Here is a 26397-nt window from a genome sequence, read left to right as displayed (position 1 = left end):
CGCAGGTCTTCAGTGCTTCACCCGCCGCAGGATCAGGGCCAGCGGCACGGCCGAGGCGGAGATCAGCATCAGGGTGAAGAACACGTCGATGTAGGCCCAATAGGCGGTCTGCATCTGCACCTGCTGCCCGATATAGGCGATGGCCCGTTCCCGCGCCCCCGCCTGTCCGCCGGCGGTGGAGAAATAGGTCGTCGCCTGTTCAAGGGTGTGCTGATAGGCCGGGTTGGAAGGGACGATGGTCTCGACCAGCCGGCTGTGGTGGAACTGCTCGCGCATGGCCAGCACATTCTGGGCGATCGACACGCCGATGGAGCCGCCGACATTGCGCGCGACGTTGATGAGGGCGGAGGCCTGATCGGTCTTGTCGCGCGGGATGCCGTCATAGGACGCCGTGGTGATCGGAATGAAGATCAGCGGCAATCCGATGCCGATATAGATGCGCGACCACGCGAAGAACCAGAAGGTCGAATCCGGGTTCAACCGCGTCAGGTCCCACATCGCCAGCGCGACGATGGTGGCGCCGGTGGCGATCAGGTATTTCGGCTGGACGCGCCCGGACAGCCGGCCGACGACGATCATCATCACCATCGTCACCATGCCGCCCGGTGACAGGGCGAGACCGGCCCAGGTGGCGGTGAAGCCGTAATAGGCCTGCAGCAGCTCCGGCAGGAACTGGGTCGTCGCGATCAGGATCGCGCCGGTCGCCAGCATCACCAGAAAGCAGGACCCGAACTGCCGCGTCGCCACCATCCGCAGGTCGAGCATCGGGTTCTCCCGCGTCATCTCCCAGGGGATCATCAGACAGAAGGCGGCAATGCAGATGATGGTGAAGATGATGATGAAGCCGGATGCGAACCAGTCGTCGGTCTGGCCGCGGTCGAGGATCACCTCCAGCGAGCCGAGGAAGGTCGCCACCAGCAGGAAGCCGACCACATCCATGCGGATGCCCTGCCGCTTCATCCGCTGGCGCTCCTCGATGGCCGATTTCGGCTCCTGCACCAGGAAGCTGACCAGCGCGAAGGCGAATAGGCCGACCGGTCCGTTGATGAGGAAACACCAGTGCCAGGACAGATTGTCGGACAGCCAGCCGCCCAGCGTCGGCCCGACCACCGGCGCCACCACCACGGCGATGCCGAAGATGGCAAAGGCCTGGCCGCGCTTGGCCGGCGGGAAGCTGTCGGCCAGGATCGACTGCGAGATCGGCACCATGCCACCGCCGGCGAAGCCCTGGAGCACCCGGAACAGCAGCAGCGATTCCAGATTCCAGGCGAAGCCGCAGGCGATCGAGCTGGCGGTGAACAGCCCCAGGCAGGTCAGGTAGAAGCGCTTGCGGCCATAGCGCTTGGCGATGAAGCTGCTGGCCGTCAGCACGATGGCGTTCGCCACGAGGTAGGAGGTCACGACCCACGACGCCTCGTCGGCGCTGACCGCCAGCGTGCCGGAGATGTAGCGCAAGGCGACGTTGGCGATGGTGGTGTCCAGCACCTCCATGAAGGTGGCGATGGAGACCACCACGGCGATCAGCCACGGATTGCGGCCACCGGCGGCACTCTGCGACGCATCGAAGCCGCCGGCATTGGCGCCTTCCGCCGCGGCGCTCATCGCACCGTCACCCGCGGCACCACAGACATGCCGGGGCCGATGGACACGCCGTCGGGCCATTGGTCGACGACGATCTTCACGGGGATGCGCTGCACCACCTTCACATAGTTGCCGGTGGCGTTCTGGGCCGGCAGCAGCGAGAAGGCGGTGCCGGAGCCGGGCTGCACGCTGTCGACATGGCCGGTGACCTTCTGGTCGGGATAGGCGTCGATGCGGATGTCCACCGGCTGGCCCGGCCGCATGTCGGTGATCTGGGTTTCCTTGAAATTGGCGGTGACCCAGATGTCGTCGGGCACGAAGATCGCGAGGCTCTGGCCGGCCTGGGCGAACTGGCCGACCGCCCCGCTCAGCTGCACGACCCGGCCCGGCTGCGCCGCGGTGATGGTGGTGTAGGACAGGTTCAGCTTCGCCTGGGCCAGCTGCGCCCTGGCGCGCGCCAGATCGGCCTCGGCGCTGGTGCGCTGGGCCTGGAGCGCGCCGACCTGCCGTTCGGCGGCGATCACCGCGGCGTTGGCGCTGGTCAGCTTCGCCTGCTGTTCCTGCAGGTTGGCGGTCGATTGCTGCGCCTGCTGCACCGTTCCGGCGCCGCGGAACTGAAGGTCGCGATAGCGCGCCGCATCCTCCTTGGCGAAGCCGACCGACGCCTCGGCCTGGGAGACCTCCGCCTTGGCCTGATCGATCTGGGCGCGCTGGGCGGCGATCTGGGCGTCATAGCCGGTGATCGCGGCTTGGGCGGAGTCGATTTGCGCCTGCGCCTGCTCCAGCGCGGTCTGATAATCGCGCGGGTCGATGCGGAACAGCAGGTCGCCGGCCTTCACATGCTGGTTGTCGCCGACCGCCACCTCCGTCACATAGCCGGCCACCTTGGGCGCGATCGGGAACTGGCGGGTGTCGATGAAGGCGTCGTCGGTCGATTCATAGGGATGGATGTTGCGCTGCCAATAGATGTAGCCGGCAACCGCCAGCAGGGCGAGCAACACCAGCCCGGCGATGATCGCCAGGGGATGGCGCCGGATGAATCCGGGCTTTTTGCGGCCGGCTTCGGCGGCCGGCTGTCCGCGTTCGCTGCGGCCGGCATCCTGGTCCGCAAGTGTGACGACGTCCCTGTGCTGCTGGTCGTCCGGCATGGTGTGACGCTCCTGACCGAAATGCCGGGCGATCGGTGAAGGCCCGGTCGTTGTCGCGCGGGAGCGGTGCGGCTCCCCAGCGCGAAACACCGGAAACCCCCATTGCGTTGCACCAACGCGGCGGAAAGCTGCCCGCTGCGACTGCAAACCGGCCATGTCCATCGCTGGACAATCACATCAGGGCGTCCGCTCCGTTGTTGGGGTGCAGGACAGCGGCCATCCGCAATCATCCGAGAGTTACCATAGTAATCGCCAAGTAAACTCCGATGATGGTTGGCGATATCCCGGCGACCACGGCGCAGTTTTATCTCCCCTCCACCATGTCCATCTGCCGTTATGGCTGGGTCCATGTTTCCGCATGACGTGCGACATTTTGGCGCCAAGGTCTTCGGCCCCGGTTAGCATGTTGTCGACCTACTTTAATATATTAGTATAGTCGAGTAACGAGCCCTGAAGCGACGCCGGCGAGAGCTTCCATGGAACTACCGTTGAACCGCCGCTGAACCGGTGGCGCCGTGACTCAAGAACCGGGGAACCGACCATGAGGTCCATCGTCAAGCTCATGGCCTCCACAGCCGCGACGGTCGCCGCGACCGTGAATCTGTTGGCACCAACCGCCGTCCTGGCCGATACCGGTCACTTCGCCTATTCGACGGACGGCGGTGCCCAGATCGCCGTCGGGCTGCTGCTGGCGGCGCTGTTCGCCACGCTGATCGCCGAGACCTTTCACAAGACGCTGGCGGCCGGCGCTGTCGTCGCCGTGATGCTGATGATCTCGGCGGCGACGCCGCTGCACATCATGGAGTTCGACACGGCTGTGCGCGCGGTCGACTGGAATGTCATCTTCCTGCTGGGCAGCATGATGGCGATCGTTTCGGTCCTGATCGGCACGCGCGTCTTCGACTGGCTGAACGCCCGCATGATTTCCTGGGCGCGCGGCCGGTCCAAGCTGCTGGCGAACACGGTCATCGTGGCGACGGCGGTGCTGTCGGCCTTCGCCGACAACGTCACCACCGTGCTGTTCATGGCCCCGGTGGTGTCGAAGGCGGCGCGCAGCCTGCGGGTGTCGGTGTGGGCGCTGGCGATGCCGATGGTGATGGCCGCCAACATCGGCGGCACGGCGACGCTGATCGGCGACCCGCCCAACGTCATCGTCGGGGTGGCGGCCGGCCTGCCCTTCATGGACTTCATCTATTTCCTGGCCGTGCCGGTGATCTTCATGATCGTCGCGCTCTGCGCCTTCAGCGCCTTCTGGTACAGGAAGGATCTGGCCGGCGCCCATGCCGAGTCCGACGGCGACGCCGAAACGGTGGAGTTGCAGGATCCGAAGGTGCTGTCCTGGACCCTGGGCGTGGTCGGGCTGACCTTCCTCGGCTTCTTCACCCACAGCATCACCCATCTGCCGGTCGGCGTCGTCGCCTTCGCCGGTGCGGTGCTGACCATGGCCGGACGGCACATCCTCCTGCGTGGCCCGCTGGGGGCCAAGAAGGCGGAGCATCTGTTCACCCACGGCTTCGAACATGGGATCGAGTGGCTGACCCTGGGCTTCTTCATCTTCCTGTTCATGGCCATCAGCTCGGCCGAGCATACCGGCCTGATCGCGGCCGCTGCGGCGAAGCTGCAGGATCTGGTGCAGGCGGTCTCCGTCGGCTTCGGCATGGGGCTGCAGGCGAAGCTGCTGACCGCGGCCCTGCTGATTCTGCTGTTCAGCGCGGTGGTGTCGGCGGTGGTCGACAACATCCCCTACACCATCGCCGCCGCCGCCATCGTGCGGGTGCTGGCCGCCTCCTTCGCCACGGAGTTCGCGACGGCCGGGCTTGGCGGCGCGGAACTGCAGATGACCACCAACGTGCTGTGGTGGTCGCTGGCGCTCGGCGCCTGCCTGGGCGGCAACGGCACCCTGATCGGCGCCAGCGCCAACGTCACCACCGTCGGGCTGCTGGAAAAGGACGGGCACCACATGCCGTTCGTCTCGTTCCTGCGCTTCGGCGTGCCGGTCACCGCCATGACGGTCGGCATCGCGGCGCTGTACCTCACCAGCTATGTCTATGGCGGGGCGATCCAGACCAATTTGGTGGGGCGATGGCGTTGCTGGCGCTGGGCGTCGCCGCGGTCCTGCGCGGCATGAGCCGGCGGATGCCCAAGACGGCGGACGAGGCGGCCGATGGGGCGCTGTCCCCGCCGGTGGGGGAATAGCGCAGACTGCCCGCGGGCAGGGATGGGGGCGGTCGTCCCGCTACGCGGCAGCAAATAATTCCAAATCCGCAAATCCAAAACTGCGCCCAAACGTAGAAGGAAGGCAGCCCTATCCATCGCACTGCGGAGCCCCAGCCCATGACATTTCTGACGGAGACCGGCGCGAGCGGCACCACCCGGGAGATTCCTCCAGGCATCATCCCGCGCGGCGCGGTCCCCATCGACGACGAGACGGCAAGGCTGGAGGCGCTGCGGCGCACGGGACTACTGGACAGCGAGCCGGAGCCGGCCTTCGACGATCTGGTCTCCTGGGCCTGCGACCATTTCCGCGTGCCCATCGCGCTGGTGTCGCTGCTGGATGCCGACCGCCAGTGGTTCAAGGCGCGCCGCGGCCTCGCGGTGCAGGAAACCCCGCGCGACATCGCCTTCTGCCGCTTCACCATCCGCCAGAGCCTGCCGATGGTGGTGGAGGATGCCGCCTGCGACCCGCGTTTCCAGAACAATCCGCTGGTGCTGGGCGAGCCGCACATCCGCTTCTATGCCGGCGCGCCGATCATCAACCGGGATGGGCTGGCGCTCGGCTCCGTCTGCCTGATCGACACGGTGCCGCGCAGCTTCGGCACGGTGGACCGCATGGTGCTGGCCCAGCTGACGGTGACGGCGCTGGCCGCCATCGAGCGACGCCAGTACGAAAAATTGCAGGATGAGAGTCGGCAGGGCTGAGGTAGGCAGGGTTGAGGGCGGCCGGTTGTTTTTATGCTGCGCTGCACCATTCTCACTGGCTCATTGACGGATTTGACGGCAGGATCGGTGCCGGACTTGATTGAAGACGATTTTGCCGGGAACAGGATGACCATCCCCATGACGCCCGCGTCGGCCTTGCCGCCGATCCCGGCCCGCGAGGACGACCGCCTTGCGGCGTTGCAGCGGTACGAACTGCTCGACACACCGGCGGAACCGGCCTTCGACCAGATCACCCGGCTGGCGGCCAAGCTGCTGAAGGTGCCGGTCGCGCTGATCTCGCTGGTCGACCGCGACCGGCAGTGGTTCAAGTCGCGGATAGGGCTGCCGGTGCAGGAGACGCCGCGCCACCATGCCTTCTGCGCCCATGCGCTGGAGTCCGACGCCCTGTTCGTGGTCGCCGACGCCCGGCAGGACGAGCGCTTCGCCAACAATCCGCTGGTCACCGGTGATCCCAACATCCGCTTCTACGCCGGGGCGCCGTTGCGGACGGCCGACGGGCTGGCGCTGGGCACCATCTGCGTGATGGACGACCAGCCGCGCGCCGCCCTGACTCCGGAGGAGGAGGATGCACTGCGCGACCTGTCGGCGATGACGATGGCGCATATCGAGGCGCGGCGCGCGGTGGGCTATCTGCATCCCGTCACCGCGCTGTCGAACCGCTTCCGCTTCCTCGCCGATGTCGATGCCATGACGGCCGAACCGGCGGATTCCGCGGAAACGGCGGTGGTGATCGACACCGCAGCGTCCCAGCAATATGCCGAACTGACCCGCGTGCTGGGGCAGGTCTGCGCCGATGCGTTCGAGGTCGATTGCGCCCGCCGCATCCTCGCCTGCCTGCTGGAGCGGACGCGGCTCTACCATGTCTCGCCGGCCCGCTTCGCCTTCATCCTGGCGGGCCATGGCGCGGCGGACGGCGAGCTTGTTTCCACGCTCCACCGCGTCAGCACCGCCATTCGCAGCCCCTTCAAATATCAGGGCGTGCCGATCGCCACCTCCACCGGCATCGGTTTCGTCCACCGGTCGGACAGCCCGCCGGGCGGCGTCGAGCTGCTGCGCGCGGCCACCAGCGCCGCCCACCAGTCGCTGGAGAAGCAGAAGCCCTGGTGCGCCTATGACGAGGAACAGGACCGCGCGGCCCATCGCGCCTTCCTGCTGCTGCGCAGCCTGACCGAGGCGATGGGGGCGCGGGATCAGCTGCACATCGCCTACCAGCCCAAGGTCGATCTGCGCACCGACCGCTGCATCGGGGCGGAAGCGCTGCTGCGTTGGACCCATCCGGAGCTGGGGCCGATCTCGCCGGCCGAATTCGTGCCGCTGGCCGAACGCACGGCGCTGGTGCAGCCGCTGACCGAATGGGTGATCGCGGCGGTGCTGGCGCAGGTCGCGCGCTGGCGGCGGCGCGGCATTGCCCTGCCGGTGTCGATCAACATCTCGATGCTGGATCTCGGCACCGGCGATTTCGCCGACCGGGTGGCGGCGATGCTCGACCGCCATGGGGTGCGGGCGGACTGGATCGATTTCGAGGTGACGGAAAGCGCCCTGATGACCGACCGGGCGGAGGTCGACCGCCAACTCCACCGGCTGCGCCATCTGGGCATCGCCGTCGAGATCGACGATTTCGGCACGGGGCAGAGCGCCCTGTCCTATCTGAAGGACATTCCGGCTACGGCGGTGAAGATCGACCAGCGATTCATCCGCGCCATCGCCGCCGAACGCAGCGACCAGATCATGGTCCGCTCGACCATCGAGCTTGCCCATGACCTGGGCTATCTCGTCGTCGCCGAGGGGGTGGAGACGGCGGAAGCTTACGACTGGCTGCGCCTGCACGGCTGCGATTTCGGCCAGGGCTACCTGATTTCCCGGCCGCTGGCGCCGACGGCGTTCGAGGACTGGCTGGCGGCGGGCGCCTTCCGCACCGCCGCCATGTCCGCCTGACCTACTTCCCCGCGACGCAGGCGGCGATGGAGGCCCGTTCGATCTCGGCATAAAGGTCGAACGGGTTCAGCACCGGGGCGCCGAGATCCGCTTCGAAGCGCTGCTGGTTCGGGCTGGCGGTGAAGTCCTGCTGCGCGTCGTCGCCCAGGTTGGACTGGAAGATGCCGGCGGCGCTGACCGGCAGGAAATCCTCGTAGACCACCGGGTCGAAGCGGACGAGTCCGCTTTCGATCAACGTTTCAAGGTCGGCACCCGGCGCCGGCAGGTTGCGCCGGCCGGCCTCGGTCAGAGAATAGGTGAAGTAGCCAAGCCCCTCGCGGCGGATTTCGTCCCAGCTGTCGGGGAAGGGCGCGAAGACTTCCCTAAGGGCCGCCATATAGTGCGCGGCGTTGGAGCCGTCAGCGGCCGGAGCGACGAGGCGGCGGGAGTCCTGCAGCAGCGTGTCGTACAGAGCCCGGCCCTTCGGCGTCAGGGCGATGCCGCGCTGTTCAATCTCGCCGAAGCGGGCGGTGTGGACACCCGGGCGCCAGCCGTCGCCATCGCGGAAATCGACCGGCTCGCTCAGCGCCTTGAAGGAGGTCTGGCGCAGCAGGATCGGGCAGCGGCGGGTCGGCGGGCCTTCCACCACCGCCTTGGGCGCGATGCCCTTTTCCGGCATCATCCGCTGGACCGCGTCGATATCCAGCGTGCGCGGCGTCAGGTGGTTGATGTGCGGCCCCTTGAAGGACACCACGTCGGCGATCAGCCGGTGAGCGTCGTGCAGGCGGTTGTACAGGTCCAGCGGCACGTTGGCCCGGCTGTGCCAGCGGAAGGTCTCCAGCGCCTCCGCGACGAAGCGGTCGGCATCCTCCTCGTCAAGCCCGCCTTCGGCCTCCGCCTTTTCGATCAGCGCGAGGCAGCCGGGGGTGAAGATGCTGCGGGCGGCCAGCACCTGCTCCGCCTCCCGCCGCAGAGCGGCGTCGACGATCAGGTCGAGCCGCAGCAGCGAGGTGAAGACACGGAAGGGGTTGCGGCTCAGCGCCTCCCCGTCCACCGGACGGAAGGCGGTGGAATGGACGGGGACGCCGGCCTCCGACAGGTCGTAATAGCCGACCGGATGCATGCCCATCACCGCAAACAGGCGGCACATGGTCGACAGTTCCTGCGCCGTGCCGAGGCGGATGGCGCCGTGGCGCTCCTCCGTGACGCGGGCGAGGCCGCCGGCGGCCTCCAGCCGGTGGCGTTCGGCCGGGTCGGCGGCCAGCACCGCCGCGTTCACCTCCTCCACCAGCTCGACGAGCGTCTGATAGGCCGGAACCTCGGTCCGATACATCTCCGACATGGCGGTGGAGAACAGGGTGCGGATCGCATCGGGGCTGATGGCTTCAGCACTGGTGGCAACGGCACGGGTAATCGTCTGGACGCTCATTCCAAATCTCGCTCGCGTTGGCTTGCCGGACCTGTGCGGTCCCTTCCAAGCTGCTGCTATAGCAACGATTTACCGCGCTGGATTGCGATTGTTTTTCCCGACTTCATGACCAAAGCTCATGACCCTTCAGAGTTGCGGCAGTCCGCCGTCTCCGCCAGGATCCAGTCGCGGAAGGCGGCCAGCGGCGGATAGCCCGCCCGCTCCGCCGGCCAGACGACGTAATAGGCGTTCTCGCTCTCCATCGGCAGGTCGAGCGCCGGCACCAGTTGTCCGGAGCGCAATTCCTCCTCGATCAGGAACAGCGGCAGCAGGGCGACGCCCAGCCCGGCGATGGCCGCCTGGGACGCCGTGGCGAACTGGTCGAACAGCATGCCGTGAACGCCGTCGGCGGGGGTGCCGTGCAGGGTCAGCCAGCGCTCCCACGCATCGGGGCGGCTGGTGAGGTGCAGCAGCGGGGCAAGCCGCAGGTCGGCCGGCTGCCGGAAGTCGAAGCGGTCGCGCAGGCCCCGGCTGCAGGCGGGGATGACGGTCTCGCGGCGCAGCAGCGCCATCTCCCCGCCGGGCCAGTCGGGACGGCCGAAATGGATCGCCGCATCCACCGGGTCCAGCCGGAAATCGAAGGGCGCCATGCGCGTCACCAGATTGATGGTGATGCCGGGATTGTCGGCCAGGAAATTCGGCAAGCGCGGCGCCAGCCAGCGCGTGCCGAAAGTCGGCAGGATGGCGATGCTGAGCGTCCCGCCGAACGGGTTGGCGCGCAGGTTCAGCGACGCGGTGCTGATCTTGCGCAGGGCGTCGCGGACCTCGCGCACGTAATATTCGCCGCCGGCGGTCAGGCGGATGGTCTGCCGTTCGCGGTGGAACAGCTCGACCTCCAGCAGTTCCTCCAGCGCCTTGATCTGGCGGCTGACCGCACTTTGGGTCAGGGACAGCTCCTTGGCGGCCGCGGTGATGCTGCCGGTTCGCGCCGCCGCCTCGAACGCCGAGAGCAGGGCAAGGGAGGGAAGGAAGCGGCGGGGGCTCTGCATCTCATTCTCGTGTGGAATGACTGAATGAGCAAACATCACTTGGCCGAAGGAGGTAGGCAAGTCAATCTTGCCAACCATCCAGGGGCTGCGGTGGCCCGTTCAGCCCATGGAGGCAGTGGGGACAGTGTTTCCCGCCGGGAATGACGGGCGTACAAAGGCAAGCGCAACAGACGCGAAAAGGACCACAGGGGATGCAGAACGATCCGCGGTCGCACGGGCTTTGGGAACGCACCGCACCGGCGGCACCGCCGACCGCCCCGCTGGCCGGCAGCGTCCGGGCCGACGTGGTCATCGTCGGCGCCGGCTACACCGGCCTGTCGGCCGCGCTGCATCTGGCCGAAAGCGGCGTCGACGCCGTGGTGGTGGAGGCGGTGGAGATCGGCTTCGGCGGCGCCGGCCGCAATGTCGGGCTGGTCAATGCCGGCATGTGGGTGATGCCGGACCAGCTGGTCAGCACCCTGGGCCCGGTCTATGGCGAGCGGCTGATCGAGTTGCTGGGCAATGCGCCCCGGTATGTCTTCGACCTCATCACCAAACACGGCATCGCCTGCGAGGACGAGCGCGCCGGCACGCTCCATTGCGGCGTCGGCGAGGCGGGCCTGCGCGAACTGGAACAGCGCGCGGCGATCTGGCAGAAGCGCGGCGCCCCCGTCCGCCTGCTCGACGCGAGGGAAACGGCGAAGAAGGTCGGCACCGAGGCCTACACCGGCTCGCTGCTGGATCTCCGCGCCGGCACCATCCAGCCGCTGGCCTATGCCCGCGGACTGGCGACGGCGGCGATCGCGGCGGGTGCCCGCATCTTCACCGGCAGCCCGGTGCAGTCGGCAAGCCAGAGCGGGGCCAAGTGGGTGGTGAAGACGCCGAACGGATCGGTCACCGCCGACTGGGTGCTGGTCGCCACCGACGCCTACAGCATCGGCCCCTGGAAGCAGCTGCGCACCGAACAGGTCCACCTGCCCTATTTCAATCTGGCGACGGAGCCGCTGTCCGAGGCCATGCAGCGGGCCATCCTGCCGGAACGCCAGGGGGTGTGGGACACCAAGTCGGTGCTGAGTTCCTACCGCTTCGACCGGCTGGGCCGGCTGGTGTTCGGCAGCGTCGGCGCGCTGCGCGGGACCGGGACGGCGGTGCACCGGGCCTGGGCGCAGCGGTCGCTGGCGGCCCTGTTCCCGCAGCTCGGTCCCGTGCGGTTCGAGGCGGAATGGTACGGCCAGATCGGCATGACCAGCGACAACCTGCCCCGCTTCCACCGGCTGGACCGCAACGTCATCGCCTTCAGCGGCTACAACGGGCGCGGCATCGCCCCCGGCACCGTGCTCGGCCGCTGCCTGGCCCAGCACATCACCGGCAAGCTGCCGGAGGCGGAGATGCCGCTTCCCAGCACGGCGCCCGAAACGGTGTCGGCCCGCGCCATGCGGGAAGCCGTCTATGAGTATGGCGCGCAGGCGACCCATCTGGTGGGAGCGAGGCTGCCGGGGAAGATCTGATCGCGCATCGTCCCCGCCCCGGCATCCGGATCACAGCCCCCAGGCGCCGCTTTCCGCCGCGTCGACGACTTGGATGTTGTTCTCCACCGCCTTGACGCCGGGGACGCTTTCCGCCGCGACGCGCACGGCGTCGCGCTGGGATGCGCTGCTGGCGAAGCCCCAGAGCTGGACCACCCCATTGCGGACGACGATGGCGTCGTGCGAGCGTGAATCCCAGGACACCTCCCTGACTGCCGCGGCCACCTGCTCCTTCAGCGCGCGGTCATCCGGCGCGGCGGCCGGGGTATCCGGGGCGACGCTGGCAAGCGCGCGCAGCAGGTTGGCGCGGCTGACGATGCCGACCAGGGCGCCCTGGCGCACCACCGGCACGCGCTTGATCCGCCGGGTCTCCATCAGCCGCACGACGTCCTCCGGCGTGGCGTTCTCGTCCACCGTGGTGACGTGGCTGGTCATCACGTCGGCGACCTTGCGGGAATGGGACTTGATGAAGTCCTCCGCCGGCAGGGTGCCGCCGGACACCATGCCGAGCCACCAGGAGCGATGACGCTCCGTCCCCAGTTCCACACGGCGCAGCAGATCGCCTTCGCTGATGATCCCCACCACCTTGCCGGCCGCATCGACCACGGGCATGCCGCTGATGTTGTTCTCCAGCATCTTGCGGGCGGCATCGGCGACGGTCGCATCGGGACCGATGGTGATGACCCGCGGCGTCATAAGATCGACTGCCTTCATCGTTTCTCTCCCCTTCCAAGTCGTTGGCCGTCATGTCGTTCGACAAGAACAGCCTAGGGGATCGACAGACGGGTACGATTGATCTGCAGCAATTCGCGACCCGGCTTTCCGCATGATGGAAAATACGGCAGAGCTATCCGCAATTTCAGGCAGCCCACAGGTGCTCCGCCATCTTTGAGACGCAGATACTTATTCCATACCGCTCATTCGCTCCCAACACGGCCCCAAGTATCCTGCCGACTATTCGCTGATTTCCGCCACCAGCGTGCCGATCGGATCGGCGGGCTTGGTCGGGGCCGTCTCGGCAGGCGGCGATGGATAGCGGTAGAAGGCATGGCCGCCGATGGAGGTGGTGTGCAGCCGCGCCTCCGCCCAGTCCGGTTTCTGGCGGCGGAGCGCCGCCTGCGTCGGCGGACTGTAGAACAGCGAGGCGCGGGCGGTGGGATCGGGCATGTCGTCGTCGTTGAGATTCCAGGCCAGCCCCCGCGCGATCTGCAGCGCCTCCTGGTCGGCGGTGAGGCGGGGCTTCGGCCAGGACGGCATGCCGCCCGCCCGGATGACGCGGGCCTGCCGACGGATCTCCGCCAGGATGCGCCGCGCCTCGACACGCGGATCGGCAGCCAGCTTCGCCTGCTCGGCGGCCTTCTCCCGCTGCGTGGCCCGCTGCTTCGCCGTCTTGCCGTGCTTCTCCCGCGTCTTCGGTTCGACCGGCGGCACCGCGAAGGGTTCGAACTGGCCGGCGGCGACGATGACGCGACAGGGCAGCGACGGCTGGTCGGCCGAGGCGGCGCGGTTGGCGACCACCCACATCACGGCCGCCATGGCGTCGGCCCCCTCCCCCCTCGCCTCGGCCCAGCCGGCCAGCGCCAAACAGCGGCGCTCCCGTTCGGCCTGCCAGGGCGTCAGCATGTAGACCGACGTGCCGATGACGACCGGTTGCTTGGCGCCGCCCCGCTTCGGCATGCTCCCCTTCACGTCGCCGACGAACCGGGCGCAGCCGCTGTCGCCCGGCCGGCAGGCGGCGTCGCTGGCATCGATGACCTGCGCGCCGGCCGAGGCGGGCAGCAGGACGGTCGCGAGCATCAGGGCTGGAAGGAGATTACGCATCCCGGTCTCTCCGTCTTCGGAAGGGGGACTTCCTTCGACAGGAGGGCGGATGGCAAGTTCCCTGATTCGTCCACTTCTCAGACAGCGTAAGCCTGAGGGCGGAGGATGTACGCCGTTCGGGTCCGGGCAGAGTCCGTCCCCTGCCCTTTACGCCGGAGAGCGGCCGGAACCTTCCGGCTTTCCGCCGTCGCCGGTCCAATCGTCGGTCAGATACTCCTGCGAGCGGCTGATCTCCTCGACCTCGGCGCGGGAGGGCGGCTTCGGCACCTGGGCCTGACCCGATTTGCGGTCTTCGGTGCGGTCGCTGGTGGAGTTGGGTCGGGGATCGGGGGTGCTGAGCATGGAGGGCTCCTTGTCAGTCTGGGTAGAGCCCCAGCAAACAGGAGGCGGACGGCAAGGTTGCGGCGCTGGCCTGCGCGAAACCGGAAGCGCAAAGGCCGCAGGAGACGGCACCGGAGCACTCGGTAGCGTGCATTCGGGATGATGTGGGAGCGGAGTGAGAGTCTGTTGTGCGCCAGGAGTTGCGCTTCACCTTCTGCTCCGATGCGAAGCAGGCTTGACGCAAGCGACGTCCATCCCCATTAATTATACAACGTATAAATAATGGGGATGGAAATGATCAGCGGTCATGTCTTCATCGCGACCAGTCTTGATGGGTTCATTGCACGCAACAACGGGGACATCGGCTGGCTGCTGGAAAGGGACGACCCTTCCGAGGATCATGGCTATGACGCCTTCATCGATAATATCGATGTCATCCTCATGGGACGCGGTACCTATGAAAGCATTCGGAATGTAAGGCCATGGCCCTACACACGTCCGGTTGTGGTGATGTCGAGCTCGCTTAAGGGCCAGCAGGTTCCAGAGGACTTGGTGGGAAAGGTCCAATTCTCTGACAAATCTCCAGAGCAAGCGATGGCAATGCTGGAGGCTGCGGGAAATCGCCGGGTCTATGTAGACGGCGGTTTAATCATCCAATCATTCTTGCTCAAGGGGCTGATTGACGACATGGTGATCACCCGCGTCCCGGTGCTGCTTGGACAGGGGCGCAGCCTTTTTGGCGCAATCCCTTCCGATATTGCACTCGTCCATGAGGAGACCCGCAGCTTCGCCTCCGGCCTCGTCCAGTCACGCTACCGGATCGCACCGTGACACGCCCACGGGGACGCCCGCCCCAGAACAAGGCAACCGTCTCGCGTGATGATATGCTGTCAGCCGCCCTCGACCTTGTTGACACCAACGGGGTCGATGCGTTCACCATGCGTACATTGGCTGGACGGCTCCAGATCAATCCCATGACGATATACCACCATTTCGGTGATCGTGACGGTTTGATCGGAGCCATGTCGGAACGGGTCTACCGCGACGTCTCGGCACCAGCATCAGGCGACCCCCGAAGCCGGATCGAAGCCCTCTTGCGGGCCTATCATGGTCAAGTGCTGAACCATCCCGGCCTCACTCTGCTCATCTTCAGCCGACCCACAGTCTTTCCGGAACAGGCGCAGCGGATAACCAAAGAAATTGCCGAACTTTTGGCCGAAGCTGGCTTGTCGCCGCAGAGAATCCGGCTTTGGGTAAACATACTCGTCGATTTCACCCATGGCGCCGCAATCGCAACCGCAATCAGTGGTCGATTCAATTCTGAAGGCTTTGATTCGAAGGACGATTACGACAAGGCCCTTACTGAACTGTTGAATGGGCTCAACAGCTGATTGCAGGGAGGGGTGCTGCCAGTGTGAATGACCGCTTTGGGTCGCAAGCCGACACACCTCCACCGCACCCCCACAAATCCCCTCACCCCCGCCGTGCGGCCTCGATCGCCGCCACGTCGATCTTCGTCATCCCCATCATCGCCTCGAACCCCCGCTTGGCCTCATCGCCACCCGCTGCCAGCGCATCGGTCAGCACGCGGGGCGTGATCTGCCAGGAAATGCCCCAGCGGTCCTTGCACCAGCCGCAGGCGCTCTCCTGGCCGCCGTTGCCGACGATGGCGGTCCAATAGCGGTCGGTCTCTTCCTGGTCGTCGGTGGCGATCTGGAACGAGAAGGCCTCGTTGTGCTTGAAGGCCGGGCCGCCGTTCAGGCCGAGGCAGGGGATGCCGGCGACGGTGAACTCGACCGTCAGCACGTCGCCCGCCTTGCCGGACGGGTAGTCGGCGGGGGCACGGTGGACGGCGTGCACGGCGCTGTCGGGGAAAGTCTCGGCGTAGAAGCGGGCGGCGGACTCGGCGTCCTTGTCGTACCAGAGGCAGATCGTGGTCTTGGCGACGGCCATGGCTTGTCCTTTCGCGCTGAAATCCTCCCGGTCCGACACCATACCGTGTTCAGTATGGCTTCACCACCACCAGCGTAACGATGGCGATGACCCCGGCGATCACCGCCAGCGGGGAGAAGCGCAGCAGCGGCGAGACCGGGCGGACACCCGACGCAGGCGCCGGTTCGGACAGCCGGCGCAGTCCGGCGGCGAGCTTGCCGTGCAGGGCGGACAGGGCGATGACGATGGCGACCTTCGCCACCAGCCACGGCTCGAAGCCCCAGCCGCCGACCACCACCAGCGTGGGCCCGAGAATCCAGGCGAGCCCCATCGCCGGGGAGGTCACGCGGCGGTCCCAGCGCAAGGCCGCGCGCAGGATGCGGGCAGGTCCCTCCTCGGCGGCGGTCGCGGGGTCCAGGGCGCTGATCAGGATGGCGGTGACGGACAGTCCCGCGATCCACACCGTCACCGCGGCGACGTGCAGACCGATCAGCCAGATATACACAACGTCCGCCCCTCAAAAAGCCTCTTGCGGGCGTCAGGCGCCCACTTGGAGGATGATCTTACCGCGACCGTGGCCGGAATCGAGCCGTTCATGCGCCTTGCCGACCTGCTCCAGCGGCAAAACGGCATCCACGATCACCCTGGCCTGCCCGCGTTCGAACAGCGGCGCCATCTCGCGCAGGCGGGCGCCCTCGCGGGTCAGGAAGGTGCCGTAGAGGGTCTGGTTCTTCACATAGAGCGCGTCGAGGTCGCCGGTCGGCGGCAGGATGGTGGCGATGCGGCCGAAGGGGCGGGTCACCTGGGTGCTCATCGGCACATTGCCACCGGCGGTGTCGAAGGAGGCATCCACCCCCGCCCCACCCGCTTCGCGCAGGATCTGGTCCATCACGTCGGTGTCGCGATAGTCGAGCGTCACGTCGGCGCCGAGGTCGCGCATCGCCTCGTGGTTGGCCTTGCTGGCGGTGGCGAGCACGCGGGCGCCGGCCGCCTTGGCGAACTGGATGGCGAAGCTGCCGACGCCGCCGGCCCCGCCATGAATCAGCACTGTCTCGCCCGGCCGCACCGCCAGACGGCGGATGATGGCCTCCCACGCCGTGCCGCCGGCCAGCGGGATGCCCGCCGCCTCGACATGGCTGAGGCCCGGCGGCTTGTGCGCGACAATGGACGCGGCGGCGACGGTGTAGTCGGCATAGCTGCCGTTGGGATTGCCAAAGATCTCCGGCGTGTAGAACACCTCGTCGCCGGCCTTGAAGCCGGTCACGCCGGGGCCGACCTCCTCGACCACGCCCGACACGTCGTAGCCCAACACCGCCGGGAAGGGGATGCCGGCCCAACTGCCGGCCTGTCGGATCTTGGCGTCCACCGGGTTGGTGCCAGACGCCACCACCCGCACCAGCAGTTCGCCCGGCCCCGCGACCGGACGCGGCCGGTCCTGGAGTTCGAACACGTCGGGGCCGCCGAACCGCGAAATCACCATCGCACGCATGTCGTCATCCTCCGTTCCGGGTATCGCACCGCAGGCGCCACCGTTGCAAACCCACCCCCGCCTGTCCAGCGGGGGAGAGGGGCAGCGCCACCCGCCGGGGTGCCCCGTCGGAGTGTCAGCCGATGCGGAACTCCTCGCGGTGGATCGCCGTCATCGGCAGCCCCTCCGGGCCGATGGCGCCGCGGTACATGCCGGAGCAGTTGAAGGGCAGCGCCACCCGGCCGTCGCGGTCGATGGCGATCAGGCCGCCGGAACCGCCAATCACGCCCAGCTCGTCCACCACGTCGCCGGCGGCGCGCTCCAGGCTCTGGCCGGCCCAGCGCATGCGGGCGTCGATCTCGTGGGCGGTGCAGCGGCGGATGAAATGCTCGCCATGGCCGGTGGCGGAGACCGCGCAGGTGATGTTGTCGGCGAAGGTGCCGGCGCCGATCACCGGGCTGTCGCCGACGCGGCCCTTGGCCTTGGCGGTCATGCCGCCGGTGGAGGTCGCGGCGGCGAGGTTGCCGTCGCGGTCGCGGGCGACGGCGCCGACGGTGCCGTGGCGGCGCTGCTCATCCCCGTCGTCGGGCGCGCCGGCGCGGCGGCGCTCCAGTTCGGCCTGCAGGGCGTCCCAGCGCGGCTGGGTGAAGAAATAGGGGGCCTCCTCCATCGGCAGACCCTGGCGGCGGCAGAGGTCCAGCGCGCCCTCGCCGATCAGCAGGACATGCTCGCTGTGCTCCATCACCGCGCGGGCGGCCAGGATGGGGTTGCGCGGGCCGAACAGGCCGGCCACCGCACCGGCGGAGCGGTCGCGGCCGTCCATGATGGCGGCGTCCATCTCCTGCTTGCCCTCGGCGGTGAAGACGGCGCCGCGGCCGGCGTTGAACAGCGGCTCGTCCTCCAGCGCCATCACGGCTGCGGTGACGGCATCCAGCGCGCTGCCGCCGTCGGCCAGCACCTCGTGCCCGGCGGCGAGCGCGCGGCGCAGGCCGGCGTGATAGCCCTCGGTCAGGGCCGCAGTCAGGGCGCTGCGCTTGATGGTGCCGGCGCCGCCGTGGATGGCGAGGGCGAAGGGCTGCGGATGGGTGAAGGGCATGATTGCGGGCCTTAGCGCAGGGTGGCCGACATGGCCGACAGAGTGTTGATCCAGCCGAGAACGCCGGCCATGCTGGCGGCCGGCAGGCGGACGGTGACGGGGTCGAGGCGGTCTGACACCGGGATCAGCGATGCCAGATCGGCCAGCGCCGGGCTGTTCATCTCGATCTCCAACCGGTAGGGAGCGCCTTCGTTCTGCGGCGGGACGCGGAAAGGCGGGATGCTGGAGGCCCGGCTGACGGCGCGGGTTGCCGCCGCGCGGATGCGGTCGCGGGCGACCGAAGGCGCGACGGAGCGGGCGGCGCGCTGGCTCAGCGCCTGCTTGACCACCACGCGCTCGGATCCGGGGAACAGCGGTTCCATCTCGGCGGCGAAGCGGTCGTCGCCGCTCAGCAGGATCACCGGCACGCCGATCTCGCCGGCATAGGCGCCGTAATTGCCGGCCTCTCCCAACTCCAGACCGTTCACCCGGACGCGGCCGAAGGCGAAGCTGTTGGTGGTGTGGGCGAGGATGCCGTATTGCCGGGCCGATGTGTGGAAGCCGACGCACATCACGCCCGCGGTGTCCGGCTCCAGCCCGGCGAACATGCCGATCGGCTTGGGGCGGCCGAGGATCAGCTCGGCGGCGGGGTGCAGCTCGTCCGGCAGCAGGTTGACCATCGGGCCGTGGCTGTCGTTGACCAGGATCTCGGTGGCACCGCCTTCCAGCGCGCCTTCGATGGCAGCGTTGACCTCGGCGGTCATCAGACGGCGGGCGCGCTCGTACTCGGGGTTGCCCTGCGTCACCTGCTGCTGGGAGACGACGCCGGCCACCCCTTCGATGTCGGCGGAGATGTAGATCTTCACGGAGTGCTCCCGGAGGTCAGCAAATCGGACAGGCAAGGCCGGCTGGCGCCGTCGCGGCCCACCACCGGCGTGGCGGCGGCCAGCGCGTCAAGAACGGCCTCCTGCGTCGCGTCGGCCATCGCCTCGAACAGGGCGTCGATGCGGCGTTCGTTCAGCATGCGCAAGGGGATGAGGTCGGCCCGCTCGTCATGGTCGATGCGGTTGGCGGTGGTGAAGCCCAGAGCGATGTCGCCGCTGCCATGGCCCCAGAAGGATCCCACCCGCGCCAGCCCGACCCCGGCGCGGCGGATCACCCGGCGCAGCTGGCGGTGGTCGAGTGGAACGTCGGTGGCGGCGATGACGATGACGGAGCCCTTCTCCGGCGCGTCGTCCCTTTCCGGCACAGCGACTCGGCGGCCGTCGGGCAAGCGCAACTCCCCTGGCCGGCCGAAATTCGCCAGGACCAGCACGCCCAGATGATGGCGCTTGCCGTCCAGCTTGAGGCGGCGCGAGGAGGTGCCGATGCCGCCTTTGAAGCCGAAGCAGGACATGCCGCCGCCGGCGCCGACCGACCCGACCGCGACCTCCGCCTCGTCCGGTTCGGACAGTGCGGCGGCGAGAGCGGCGGCGGCATGGGCCTCCGTCACCGCCAGCGCCTGGATGTCGTTCAGCGGGCCGTCGTTGCACTCCATCACCACCGGGTTGACGGTGGCGGTGGTGCGGCCGATGTCGGGATTGGCGGCGATGGCATGACGGACCAGCGCGGTGGACGCGGTGCCGACCGACAAGGTGTTGGTCAGCAGAATCGGGGTTTCCAGCGCGCCGAGTTCCTCCACCTGCATCAGGCCGACGCTCTTGCCGAAGCCGTTCAGAATCTCCGCCGCGGCGACGGGCTTGTCGCGGTAGAGGTTGCCGGCATGGGGCAGGATGGCGGTGACGCCGGTCTGGATCGCGCCCTCATCCAGCGTGACATGGCCGACGCGCACGCCGGGAACGTCGGTGATGGCATTGCGCGGCCCCGGCGTCAGCCGGCCGCAGGCGAGCCCAAAGGCCCGCGCGCGTTTGCCATCCTCAGCGGAGTTTCGGGTCGAGGGCATCGCGCAGTCCGTCGCCGAGCAGGTTGAAGGCCAGCACCGTCAGGAAGATGGCGAGGCCGGGATAGAAGGTGACATGGCTGGCGACGCCGATATAGCTGCGCCCGTCGGCCAGCATGGCGCCCCATTCCGGGCTGGGCGGCTGGGCACCGAGCCCGATGAAGCTGAGGCTCGCCGCCGTCAGGATCGAGGTGCCGATGCGCATGGAGACATAGACGATCACGCTGGGCAGCGTGCCCGGCAGGATGTGGCGGACCATCAGCAGCCGGTCGCGCACGCCGATGGCGCGGGCGGCGTCGACATAGACCGCGCGCTTCAGCGACAGCGTGCTGCCACGCACGAGGCGGGCGAAAACGGGAACGCTGAAGATCGCCACCGCATAAATGACGTTCTCGATGCCCGGCCCCAGGATGGCGACGATGCCGATGGCGAGCAGGATGCCGGGGAAGGCCAGCAGCACGTCGCAGATGCGCATGATAAGGCTGTCGATCCAGCCGCCGCGGAAGCCGGCGATCAGCCCCAGCGCCACGCCGGCCGCCCCGCCCAGCAGCACCGACAGCAGCCCGACCGACAGCGAGATGCGCGCGCCCCACAGGATGCGGCTGAAGATGTCGCGGCCATAGGCGTCGGTGCCGGCCCAATGATCGATGGACGGGCCTTCCAGGATACGGTCGTAATCGAAGGCCGCCGGATCGAAGGGAGCGATCCAGGGCGCCGCCGCCGCGGCCAGTGCCAGCGCCAGCAGACAGATGCCGGCGGCCATGGCGGTGCGGTTGCGCCGGAACTTGCGCCAGAACTCGCGCAGCGGCGAACGGACGGCTTCATGGGTTGCGGCGGCCACGCCGGTTGCGTCTGTCGTGGTCATGAGTAGCGAATCTCGGGGTTGGCGAGGGCGTACAGCACGTCGACCAGCAGGTTGATGATGATGAACTCCAGCGAGAACAGCAGGATCTCGGCCTGGATGACGGTGTAGTCGCGGTAATTGACGCTATCCACCAGCAGCCGGCCCAGCCCCGGCCAGGAGAACACCGTCTCCACCACGATGGACCCGCCGAGCAGGAAGCCGAACTGCAGGCCGACCATGGTGATGATCGGGATCAGCGCATTGCGCAGCGTGTGCTTCCACACCACCAGCCGCGACGGCACGCCCTTGGCCCGCGCGGTGCGGACGTAATCCTCGCGCGCGATCTCGATGAAGGCGGAACGGGTGAAGCGCGCCATCACCGCGGCGACACCGAGGCCGAGCGTCAGCGACGGCATGACGAAATGCTGCCACGTGCCATAGCCGCTGGTCGGCAGCCAGCCGAGCTTGACGGAGAACAGGTCGATCATCAGCAGGCCGAGCCAGAAGGACGGAAATGCGATACCCGACACCGCCACCACCATGCCGACGTGGTCCTGCCAGCGCCCGCGCTTGGTCGCCGACGCCACCCCGATCAGCAGCCCGGCCAGCGTCGCCCAGATCATGGCGACGACGGTCAGGTAGAGGGTCGGCATGAAGCGTTCGCCGATCTCCTGCGACACCAACCGTTTGGATTTCATCGACCGCCCGAACTCGCCCTGCACCGCATTGCCGAGGAAACGGCCATACTGCACCCACAGCGGCTTATCGAGGCCGAGATCCTGGCGCACCAGTTCGACGTCCCGCTGCGTCGCATCCGGCCCGGCGACCAGCCGCGCCGGATCGCCCGGCAGCAGATGGACGAAGCCGAAGACGAAGACGGAAATCACCAGCAGAACCGGCAGGATGCCGGCAAGACGGCCGACGAGATATTTCAGCATGGGGCAGAGGTCCTGGTGGAGGGCCTGGAGGTGCGGGGGGCGGATTCTTGGAGGCGTTAGACCCCCACCTAACCTCCCCCGCTCTCGCGGGGGAGGGACTGCCGCCACTCTCCCGCCTAAGCACTGGTCCCCTCCCCCGCGAGAGCGGGGGAGGGTTAGGGTGGGGGCATCGAAGCCGACACCCCCACCCCTGAAACTCACTGCAGATCGGCCTCTTCCATCTGCAGGCCGCCGTCGGCGACATAGTAGAAGCCGGTCAGCTTCTTCGACTTGCCGGCCAGCAGGTTCTCGACGCCGAGGAAGATCCAGGGCGCATCCTTCCAGATCTGCTCCTGGGCGACACGATAGGCCTCGGCGCGCTTGGCGGTGTCGGCGGTGCCGATGCCGGTCTCGATGGCGGCGTCAACCGTGTCGTTCTTATAGTACGCCACGTTGAAGAACTTCGGCGGGAAGCCCTTGCCCCACAGCAGCGGGCGCAGGCCCCAGTCGGCATCGCCGGTCGAGGCCGACCAGCCGCCATACTGCATCTGCACCGTGGCATCCTCCGGCTTCTCGACGCCCCAGACGCGGGCGGTCTCGACGCCGGCCTCAAGCGGGGTGACGGTCAGCTTGACGCCAATCTGCGACAGCTGCTGCTGCACGAACTGCATGCCGCGGATGAAGTTGGTGCTGTTGCGGCCGAACATCTCGGCCTCGAAGCCATTCGGATAGCCGGCCTCGGCCAGCAGTGCCTTCGCCTTGGCAAGGTCGTAGGTGTACTGGTTCGGCTGGGTGACATGGAAGCCGAGCTTCGGCGGGATCGCCGAATCCAGCGGGCCGGCATAGCCGCGATAGACCACCTTCGCGTAGGCGTTCTTGTCGATGGCGTAGTTCAGCGCCTGACGGACCCGCGGGTCGTTGAAGGGCTTCTTCATGGTGTTCATCGCCACATAGCGGGCGATGATCGACGGGGCGTCGATGACCTCCAGCTGGGTGTTGGCTTCCACCATCTTCACCATTTCGGGCGGCAGCGGATAGATGAACTGCGCCTCGTTGGTCTGGAGCATGGCGATGCGGCTGCCGTTCTCCGGCACGCTCTTCAGCGTGACGTGGTCGATCTTCGGCAGGCCTTGCTTCCAATACTTGTCGTTCTTCTCGACCTTCAGCGTGTCCGCTTCCCAGCTGACGAACTTGTAGGGGCCGGTGCCGACCGGATGGCGGCCGATCTCCTTGCCGAAGGTCTCAAGCGCCTTCGGGCTGTGGATCATGGCGCCGGGGTGGGCGAGGTTGTTGTTCAGCGCGCCGAAGGGCTGCGACAGCTTCAGCGTGACGGTGTAGTCGTCGACCACCACCGTCTCGGCCAGCATCGCCAGCAGGCTCTGGCGCTTCAGCCGGTTGGCCGGGTTGGACAGGCGGTCGAAGTTGGTCTTCACCGCCTGGGCGTTGAAGGGCGAACCGTCATGGAAGGTGACGCCCTTGCGCAGGTGATAGGTGTATTCGGTGGCGGTGTCGTTGACCGTGAAGCTTTCCGCCAGCAGCGGGACCAACTTCATGTCCTTGTCGAAGCCGAACAGGCCCTGCATCATCGTGCGGCTGGCCGACTGCGACAGGGTGTCGTTGATGTCGGCCGGGTCCAGCGTGGTGATGTTGTCGGGAATGCCGACGACCAGATCCTTGGCGGCGAAGGCCGGACCGGCCAGCGCGGTGCCGGCGAGCAGGCCGGCCAGCAGGGGAAGAGCAAAACGCTTCACGTGAGAACTCCCTGTTTTTTGGTTCAGAAATCGCCGCCGACGGCGTGGCGCGCGACGAAATGGTCGTCGCCGACCGGCACCAGAGGCTGGACCACCGGCTCATCGCCGATGGCGCGGATCGGGCTCGGGATCTCGCCGGTCAGCAGCCGCAGGTCGCGGGTGCGGCGGCTGGGATCGGCGATCGGCACCGCCGCCATCAGGCGACGGGTGTAGGGGTGCTGCGGATTCTCGAACACGGCGCGGCGGGGGCCGAGTTCGACGATCTGGCCGAGATACATCACCGCGACCCGGTGGCTGACCCGCTCCACCACCGCCATGTCGTGGCTGATGAACAGGTAGGACAGGCCGCGCCTGGCCTGGAGTTCCATCAGCAGGTTGACGATCTGCGCCTGGATCGACACGTCGAGCGCCGCCACCGCCTCGTCGGCGATGATCAGCTTGGGATCGCAGGCGATGGCGCGGGCGATGCAGATGCGCTGGCGCTGGCCACCGGAGAATTCGTGCGGATAGCGGCGCGCATGTTCCGGCTTGAGACCCACCTGGGTCAGCAGTTCGGCGACTCGCTCCTCGATGGCGCGGCGGCGCGACATGCCCGGCTTGGCGGCCGGCGCATAGTCGTGGACCAGCATCGGCTCGGCGACGCTGAAGCCGACGGTCATGCGCGGGTTCAGCGAGGCGAAGGGATCCTGGAAGATGTACTGGATCTTTTCCTTCAGCTTCGCCTGACCGTTGGAATCCAGCGTCGCAGTGTCGAGGCCGTCGAAACGGATGGTGCCGGAAGTGGCGGACTGCAGTCCCATGATGGTGCGGCCGGTGGTCGACTTGCCGCAGCCGGACTCGCCGACCAGGGCCAGCGTCTCGCCCGGACGGACGGCGAAGCTGACCTTCTCCACCGCATGGACGCGGGCCTTCAGCGAGCCGAAGATGCCCTTGCGCACGTCGAAGCGGGTGGTGAGGTCGTGCACCTCCAATAGTGGCGCGTCGGCGGCACGCACGGTGTCCTGCACCGGCGGGGCCGGCGGCGCGGCATCCGTCTTGGCGTCATCGACCACGAGCAGGGGAAAGCGCACCGGCAAATCCTGGCCGCGTAGCGCGCCCAGCTTTGGCACGGCGGACAGCAGCGCCTTGGTGTAGGGATGCTGCGGTGCCTGGAAGATGCGCTCGACCGTGCCCTCCTCCACCTTGCGGCCGCGCCACATCACCACCACGCGGTCGGCCACCTCCGCCACCACGCCCATGTCGTGGGTGATGAAGATGACGCCCATCCCCATCTCGTCCTGCAGCAGGCGGATCAGCCGCAGGATCTGGGCCTGGATGGTGACGTCCAGCGCCGTGGTCGGTTCGTCGGCGATCAGCAGCGACGGCCGGCACGACAGCGCCATGGCGATCATCACGCGCTGGCGCATGCCGCCCGACAGCTGGTGCGGGTGGCGGTCGAGCAGCCGGGCCGGTTCGGGAATGCGCACCTTCTCCAACATGCGCAGCGCCTCCGCCCGCGCCGCCTTGCGGTCGAGACCCTGGTGCAGCATCACCGCCTCGGCGATCTGGTCGCCGATGGTGAAGACCGGGTTCAGCGACGTCATCGGCTCCTGGAAGACCATGGCGATGTCGTTGCCGCGCATGTCGGTCAACGCTTCGGCCGGCGGGCCGGCGAGGTCACGTTCGCGCCCGTCACGACCCTTGAAGCGGATGCGACCGCCGACGATGCGGCCGCCGGCATAATCGACCAGCCGCATCAGCGACAGCGAGGTCACCGACTTGCCGCTGCCGGACTCGCCGACGATGGCGACCGTCTCACCGGGCGCCACGGTGAAGCTGACATCGTCGACCACACGCACCGGACCATGCTCGCCGTCGAAGGCGACGCTCAGCCCCTCGACCGACAGCAGGGCCGGCGCGGTGTCGACCGCTTTCGCGGCAGCGGCCACGCTCATCGGCCGAGCCTTTCGGCGAACAGCGCGAACAGGCGGCGCCACACCATGCCCGGCGCGCCGCTGCCGACCGGCTTGCCGTTCAGGCTGGTGACGGGGGTGATTTCCTTGGTGGTGCTGGCGATCCAGATCTCGTCGGCGGACTCCAGTTCGGCCGCCGGGATGTCGCGCTCCTCCAGCCGCAGGCCGGCCTCGGCGGCCAGCCGCAGGATGACGGTGCGGGTGATGCCCTCCAGGATGCGGGTGTCGTTGATCGGGGTGGCGATGACGCCGTTCTTGACCACGAAGATGTTGGTGGCGGCGCCCTCGGTCACCATCCCGTCGCGCAGTTGCAGCGCATCGACCACGCCGGCGTCGGTCGCCGCCTGCTGCGCCAGCACGCTGCCGAGCAGCGCCACCGTCTTCAGGTCGCAGCGGCCCCAGCGGATGTCGGGGATGGTGATGGCGGCGACGCCCTGGTCGCGCCACGCCGCGGGCGGACGCTTCAGCGGGCTGGCCATGCCGAAGACCGACGGAGTGACGCCGGCCGGGAAGGCATGGCCGCGACTGGCGGCGGCGCCGCGGGTGATTTGCAGGTAGACGGTCAGATCGCCGTCGATGCCGGACTCCGCCGCCAGCCGTTCCATGATGTCCAGCCAGTCACCGGCCGACAGTGCGCAGTCGATGCGCAGTTCGGACAGGCCGCGCTGCAGGCGGGCGATGTGCGCCTCCGGCTCGAACAGGCGGCCGTTGTAGGCGGCGGTCACCTCATAGAGGCCGTCGGCGAACAGGAAACCGCGGTCCAGCGGCGACACATGGACCTCGTCCAGCGGCAGGTAACGCCCGTTCCAATAGGAGATCGTCATCGCTTTTC

General features: G+C 67.8%; 24 protein-coding genes. 6 read left to right on the top strand and 18 right to left on the bottom strand.

What is annotated here, in order from left to right; genetic code table 11:
* Nucleotides 1-9: 9 nt before the first annotated feature.
* On the bottom strand, nt 10-1602 hold the full coding sequence (locus M5E06_RS18560) for a DHA2 family efflux MFS transporter permease subunit (protein ID WP_252139467.1): 1593 nt from the start codon (nt 1600-1602) through the stop codon (nt 10-12).
* A complete protein-coding gene (locus M5E06_RS18555; protein WP_252139466.1) occupies nt 1599-2729 on the bottom strand; it encodes an HlyD family secretion protein in 1131 nt (376 codons plus the stop codon). The genes M5E06_RS18560 and M5E06_RS18555 overlap by 4 nt, the downstream gene beginning before the upstream one ends.
* A 541-nt stretch (nt 2730-3270) precedes the next feature.
* On the opposite strand from M5E06_RS18555, the gene M5E06_RS18550 reads away from it, so the two are divergent.
* The 3 genes from M5E06_RS18550 to M5E06_RS18540 all read left to right on the top strand — a co-directional run bounded on the left by M5E06_RS18550 (nt 3271) and on the right by M5E06_RS18540 (nt 7604).
* On the top strand, nt 3271-4857 hold the full coding sequence (locus tag M5E06_RS18550) for an ArsB/NhaD family transporter (protein WP_252139465.1): 1587 nt from the start codon (nt 3271-3273) through the stop codon (nt 4855-4857).
* A 206-nt stretch (nt 4858-5063) separates the two neighbouring features.
* On the top strand, nt 5064-5648 hold the full coding sequence (locus M5E06_RS18545) for a GAF domain-containing protein (RefSeq protein WP_252139464.1): 585 nt from the start codon (nt 5064-5066) through the stop codon (nt 5646-5648).
* 138 nt (nt 5649-5786) lie between these two features.
* Nucleotides 5787-7604 (top strand): sensor domain-containing phosphodiesterase, encoded by a 1818-nt coding sequence (locus M5E06_RS18540; protein ID WP_252139463.1) that lies wholly within the window; start codon nt 5787-5789, stop codon nt 7602-7604.
* A 1-nt stretch (nt 7605) separates the two neighbouring features.
* Here the strand turns inward: M5E06_RS18540 and hglS are convergent, their stop codons facing one another.
* Both hglS and M5E06_RS18530 read right to left on the bottom strand, forming a co-directional pair.
* Nucleotides 7606-9012, bottom strand: coding sequence for a 2-oxoadipate dioxygenase/decarboxylase HglS (gene hglS, locus M5E06_RS18535; protein ID WP_252139462.1), 1407 nt, complete (start codon nt 9010-9012; stop codon nt 7606-7608).
* 116 nt (nt 9013-9128) lie between these two features.
* A complete protein-coding gene (locus M5E06_RS18530) occupies nt 9129-10040 on the bottom strand; it encodes a LysR family transcriptional regulator (protein WP_252139461.1) in 912 nt (303 codons plus the stop codon).
* Between the two features lie 191 nt (nt 10041-10231).
* Here M5E06_RS18530 and M5E06_RS18525 point away from each other — a divergent pair, with 191 nt between their 5' ends.
* Nucleotides 10232-11527, top strand: coding sequence for an NAD(P)/FAD-dependent oxidoreductase (locus M5E06_RS18525; RefSeq protein ID WP_252139460.1), 1296 nt, complete (start codon nt 10232-10234; stop codon nt 11525-11527).
* A 30-nt stretch (nt 11528-11557) separates the two neighbouring features.
* Here M5E06_RS18525 and M5E06_RS18520 read toward each other — a convergent pair whose 3' ends face one another.
* The 3 genes from M5E06_RS18520 to M5E06_RS18510 all read right to left on the bottom strand — a co-directional run bounded on the left by M5E06_RS18520 (nt 11558) and on the right by M5E06_RS18510 (nt 13708).
* Entirely contained in the window at nt 11558-12259 is a 702-nt protein-coding gene (locus M5E06_RS18520) for a CBS domain-containing protein (protein WP_252139459.1), read from the bottom strand.
* Between the two features lie 240 nt (nt 12260-12499).
* A complete protein-coding gene (locus tag M5E06_RS18515; RefSeq protein WP_252139458.1) occupies nt 12500-13366 on the bottom strand; it encodes a cell wall hydrolase in 867 nt (288 codons plus the stop codon).
* Nucleotides 13367-13513: 147 nt separating this feature from the next.
* Nucleotides 13514-13708 carry a hypothetical protein gene (locus M5E06_RS18510; RefSeq protein WP_252139457.1) on the bottom strand — a complete coding sequence of 65 codons (195 nt, stop codon included), beginning with the start codon at nt 13706-13708 and terminating at the stop codon, nt 13514-13516.
* A 267-nt stretch (nt 13709-13975) separates the two neighbouring features.
* Here M5E06_RS18510 and M5E06_RS18505 point away from each other — a divergent pair, with 267 nt between their 5' ends.
* Together M5E06_RS18505 and M5E06_RS18500 are read left to right on the top strand one after the other, a co-directional pair.
* Nucleotides 13976-14518 (top strand): dihydrofolate reductase family protein, encoded by a 543-nt coding sequence (locus tag M5E06_RS18505; RefSeq protein ID WP_252139456.1) that lies wholly within the window; start codon nt 13976-13978, stop codon nt 14516-14518.
* 53 nt (nt 14519-14571) lie between these two features.
* Complete coding sequence (locus tag M5E06_RS18500) at nt 14572-15078, top strand: TetR/AcrR family transcriptional regulator (protein ID WP_252139455.1); 507 nt, start codon at nt 14572-14574, stop codon at nt 15076-15078.
* An 82-nt stretch (nt 15079-15160) separates the two neighbouring features.
* On the opposite strand, the gene M5E06_RS18495 is transcribed toward M5E06_RS18500, so the two are convergent.
* From M5E06_RS18495 to M5E06_RS18445, 11 genes are all read right to left on the bottom strand, one after another.
* On the bottom strand, nt 15161-15640 hold the full coding sequence (locus M5E06_RS18495; RefSeq protein ID WP_252139454.1) for a VOC family protein: 480 nt from the start codon (nt 15638-15640) through the stop codon (nt 15161-15163).
* A 49-nt stretch (nt 15641-15689) separates the two neighbouring features.
* Nucleotides 15690-16124, bottom strand: a complete 435-nt coding sequence (locus M5E06_RS18490) for a CopD family protein (protein WP_252139453.1) — start codon at nt 16122-16124, stop codon at nt 15690-15692.
* Between the two features lie 33 nt (nt 16125-16157).
* Nucleotides 16158-17108, bottom strand: a complete 951-nt coding sequence (locus tag M5E06_RS18485) for a zinc-dependent alcohol dehydrogenase family protein (RefSeq protein WP_252139452.1) — start codon at nt 17106-17108, stop codon at nt 16158-16160.
* 115 nt (nt 17109-17223) lie between these two features.
* On the bottom strand, nt 17224-18183 hold the full coding sequence (locus tag M5E06_RS18480; RefSeq protein WP_252139451.1) for an isoaspartyl peptidase/L-asparaginase family protein: 960 nt from the start codon (nt 18181-18183) through the stop codon (nt 17224-17226).
* Between the two features lie 11 nt (nt 18184-18194).
* Entirely contained in the window at nt 18195-19028 is an 834-nt protein-coding gene (locus M5E06_RS18475; RefSeq protein WP_252139450.1) for a M55 family metallopeptidase, read from the bottom strand.
* Nucleotides 19025-20104, bottom strand: a complete 1080-nt coding sequence (locus M5E06_RS18470) for a DmpA family aminopeptidase (RefSeq protein WP_252139449.1) — start codon at nt 20102-20104, stop codon at nt 19025-19027. The genes M5E06_RS18475 and M5E06_RS18470 overlap by 4 nt, the downstream gene beginning before the upstream one ends.
* Entirely contained in the window at nt 20079-20966 is an 888-nt protein-coding gene (locus M5E06_RS18465; protein ID WP_109156714.1) for an ABC transporter permease subunit, read from the bottom strand. The genes M5E06_RS18470 and M5E06_RS18465 overlap by 26 nt, the downstream gene beginning before the upstream one ends.
* Nucleotides 20963-21883, bottom strand: coding sequence for a glutathione ABC transporter permease GsiC (gene gsiC, locus M5E06_RS18460; RefSeq protein WP_252139448.1), 921 nt, complete (start codon nt 21881-21883; stop codon nt 20963-20965). Before gsiC ends, M5E06_RS18465 begins: the two co-directional genes overlap by 4 nt.
* 197 nt (nt 21884-22080) lie before the next feature.
* On the bottom strand, nt 22081-23613 hold the full coding sequence (locus M5E06_RS18455) for a glutathione ABC transporter substrate-binding protein (protein ID WP_252139447.1): 1533 nt from the start codon (nt 23611-23613) through the stop codon (nt 22081-22083).
* Nucleotides 23614-23636: 23 nt separating this feature from the next.
* Complete coding sequence (locus M5E06_RS18450) at nt 23637-25547, bottom strand: ABC transporter ATP-binding protein (RefSeq protein WP_252139446.1); 1911 nt, start codon at nt 25545-25547, stop codon at nt 23637-23639.
* A complete protein-coding gene (locus M5E06_RS18445; RefSeq protein WP_252139445.1) occupies nt 25544-26389 on the bottom strand; it encodes a D-amino acid aminotransferase in 846 nt (281 codons plus the stop codon). The genes M5E06_RS18450 and M5E06_RS18445 overlap by 4 nt, the downstream gene beginning before the upstream one ends.
* Nucleotides 26390-26397: the final 8 nt, after the last annotated feature.

Origin of the sequence: Azospirillum sp. A1-3, assembly GCF_023806445.1 — a bacterium.
GTDB lineage: Bacteria > Pseudomonadota > Alphaproteobacteria > Azospirillales > Azospirillaceae > Azospirillum.
The sequence above is the reverse complement of the archived record's forward strand: the minus strand, read 5'-3'. Positions and strand labels throughout refer to the sequence as shown.

What these genes read in the sequence shown, in the direction of transcription:
- M5E06_RS18560 (WP_252139467.1), bottom strand. Translation starts at nt 1,602, where the DNA reads ATGAGCGCCGCGGCGGAAGGCGCCAATGCCGGCGGCTTCGATGCGTCG.
- M5E06_RS18555 (WP_252139466.1), bottom strand. Translation starts at nt 2,729, where the DNA reads ATGCCGGACGACCAGCAGCACAGGGACGTCGTCACACTTGCGGACCAG.
- M5E06_RS18550 (WP_252139465.1), top strand. Translation starts at nt 3,271, where the DNA reads ATGAGGTCCATCGTCAAGCTCATGGCCTCCACAGCCGCGACGGTCGCC.
- M5E06_RS18545 (WP_252139464.1), top strand. Translation starts at nt 5,064, where the DNA reads ATGACATTTCTGACGGAGACCGGCGCGAGCGGCACCACCCGGGAGATT.
- M5E06_RS18540 (WP_252139463.1), top strand. Translation starts at nt 5,787, where the DNA reads ATGACGCCCGCGTCGGCCTTGCCGCCGATCCCGGCCCGCGAGGACGAC.
- hglS (WP_252139462.1), bottom strand. Translation starts at nt 9,012, where the DNA reads ATGAGCGTCCAGACGATTACCCGTGCCGTTGCCACCAGTGCTGAAGCC.
- M5E06_RS18530 (WP_252139461.1), bottom strand. Translation starts at nt 10,040, where the DNA reads ATGCAGAGCCCCCGCCGCTTCCTTCCCTCCCTTGCCCTGCTCTCGGCG.
- M5E06_RS18525 (WP_252139460.1), top strand. Translation starts at nt 10,232, where the DNA reads ATGCAGAACGATCCGCGGTCGCACGGGCTTTGGGAACGCACCGCACCG.
- M5E06_RS18520 (WP_252139459.1), bottom strand. Translation starts at nt 12,259, where the DNA reads ATGAAGGCAGTCGATCTTATGACGCCGCGGGTCATCACCATCGGTCCC.
- M5E06_RS18515 (WP_252139458.1), bottom strand. Translation starts at nt 13,366, where the DNA reads ATGCGTAATCTCCTTCCAGCCCTGATGCTCGCGACCGTCCTGCTGCCC.
- M5E06_RS18510 (WP_252139457.1), bottom strand. Translation starts at nt 13,708, where the DNA reads ATGCTCAGCACCCCCGATCCCCGACCCAACTCCACCAGCGACCGCACC.
- M5E06_RS18505 (WP_252139456.1), top strand. Translation starts at nt 13,976, where the DNA reads ATGGAAATGATCAGCGGTCATGTCTTCATCGCGACCAGTCTTGATGGG.
- M5E06_RS18500 (WP_252139455.1), top strand. Translation starts at nt 14,572, where the DNA reads ATGCTGTCAGCCGCCCTCGACCTTGTTGACACCAACGGGGTCGATGCG.
- M5E06_RS18495 (WP_252139454.1), bottom strand. Translation starts at nt 15,640, where the DNA reads ATGGCCGTCGCCAAGACCACGATCTGCCTCTGGTACGACAAGGACGCC.
- M5E06_RS18485 (WP_252139452.1), bottom strand. Translation starts at nt 17,108, where the DNA reads ATGCGTGCGATGGTGATTTCGCGGTTCGGCGGCCCCGACGTGTTCGAA.
- M5E06_RS18480 (WP_252139451.1), bottom strand. Translation starts at nt 18,183, where the DNA reads ATGCCCTTCACCCATCCGCAGCCCTTCGCCCTCGCCATCCACGGCGGC.
- M5E06_RS18470 (WP_252139449.1), bottom strand. Translation starts at nt 20,104, where the DNA reads ATGCCCTCGACCCGAAACTCCGCTGAGGATGGCAAACGCGCGCGGGCC.
- M5E06_RS18465 (WP_109156714.1), bottom strand. Translation starts at nt 20,966, where the DNA reads ATGACCACGACAGACGCAACCGGCGTGGCCGCCGCAACCCATGAAGCC.
- gsiC (WP_252139448.1), bottom strand. Translation starts at nt 21,883, where the DNA reads ATGCTGAAATATCTCGTCGGCCGTCTTGCCGGCATCCTGCCGGTTCTG.
- M5E06_RS18450 (WP_252139446.1), bottom strand. Translation starts at nt 25,547, where the DNA reads ATGAGCGTGGCCGCTGCCGCGAAAGCGGTCGACACCGCGCCGGCCCTG.
- M5E06_RS18445 (WP_252139445.1), bottom strand. Translation starts at nt 26,389, where the DNA reads ATGACGATCTCCTATTGGAACGGGCGTTACCTGCCGCTGGACGAGGTC.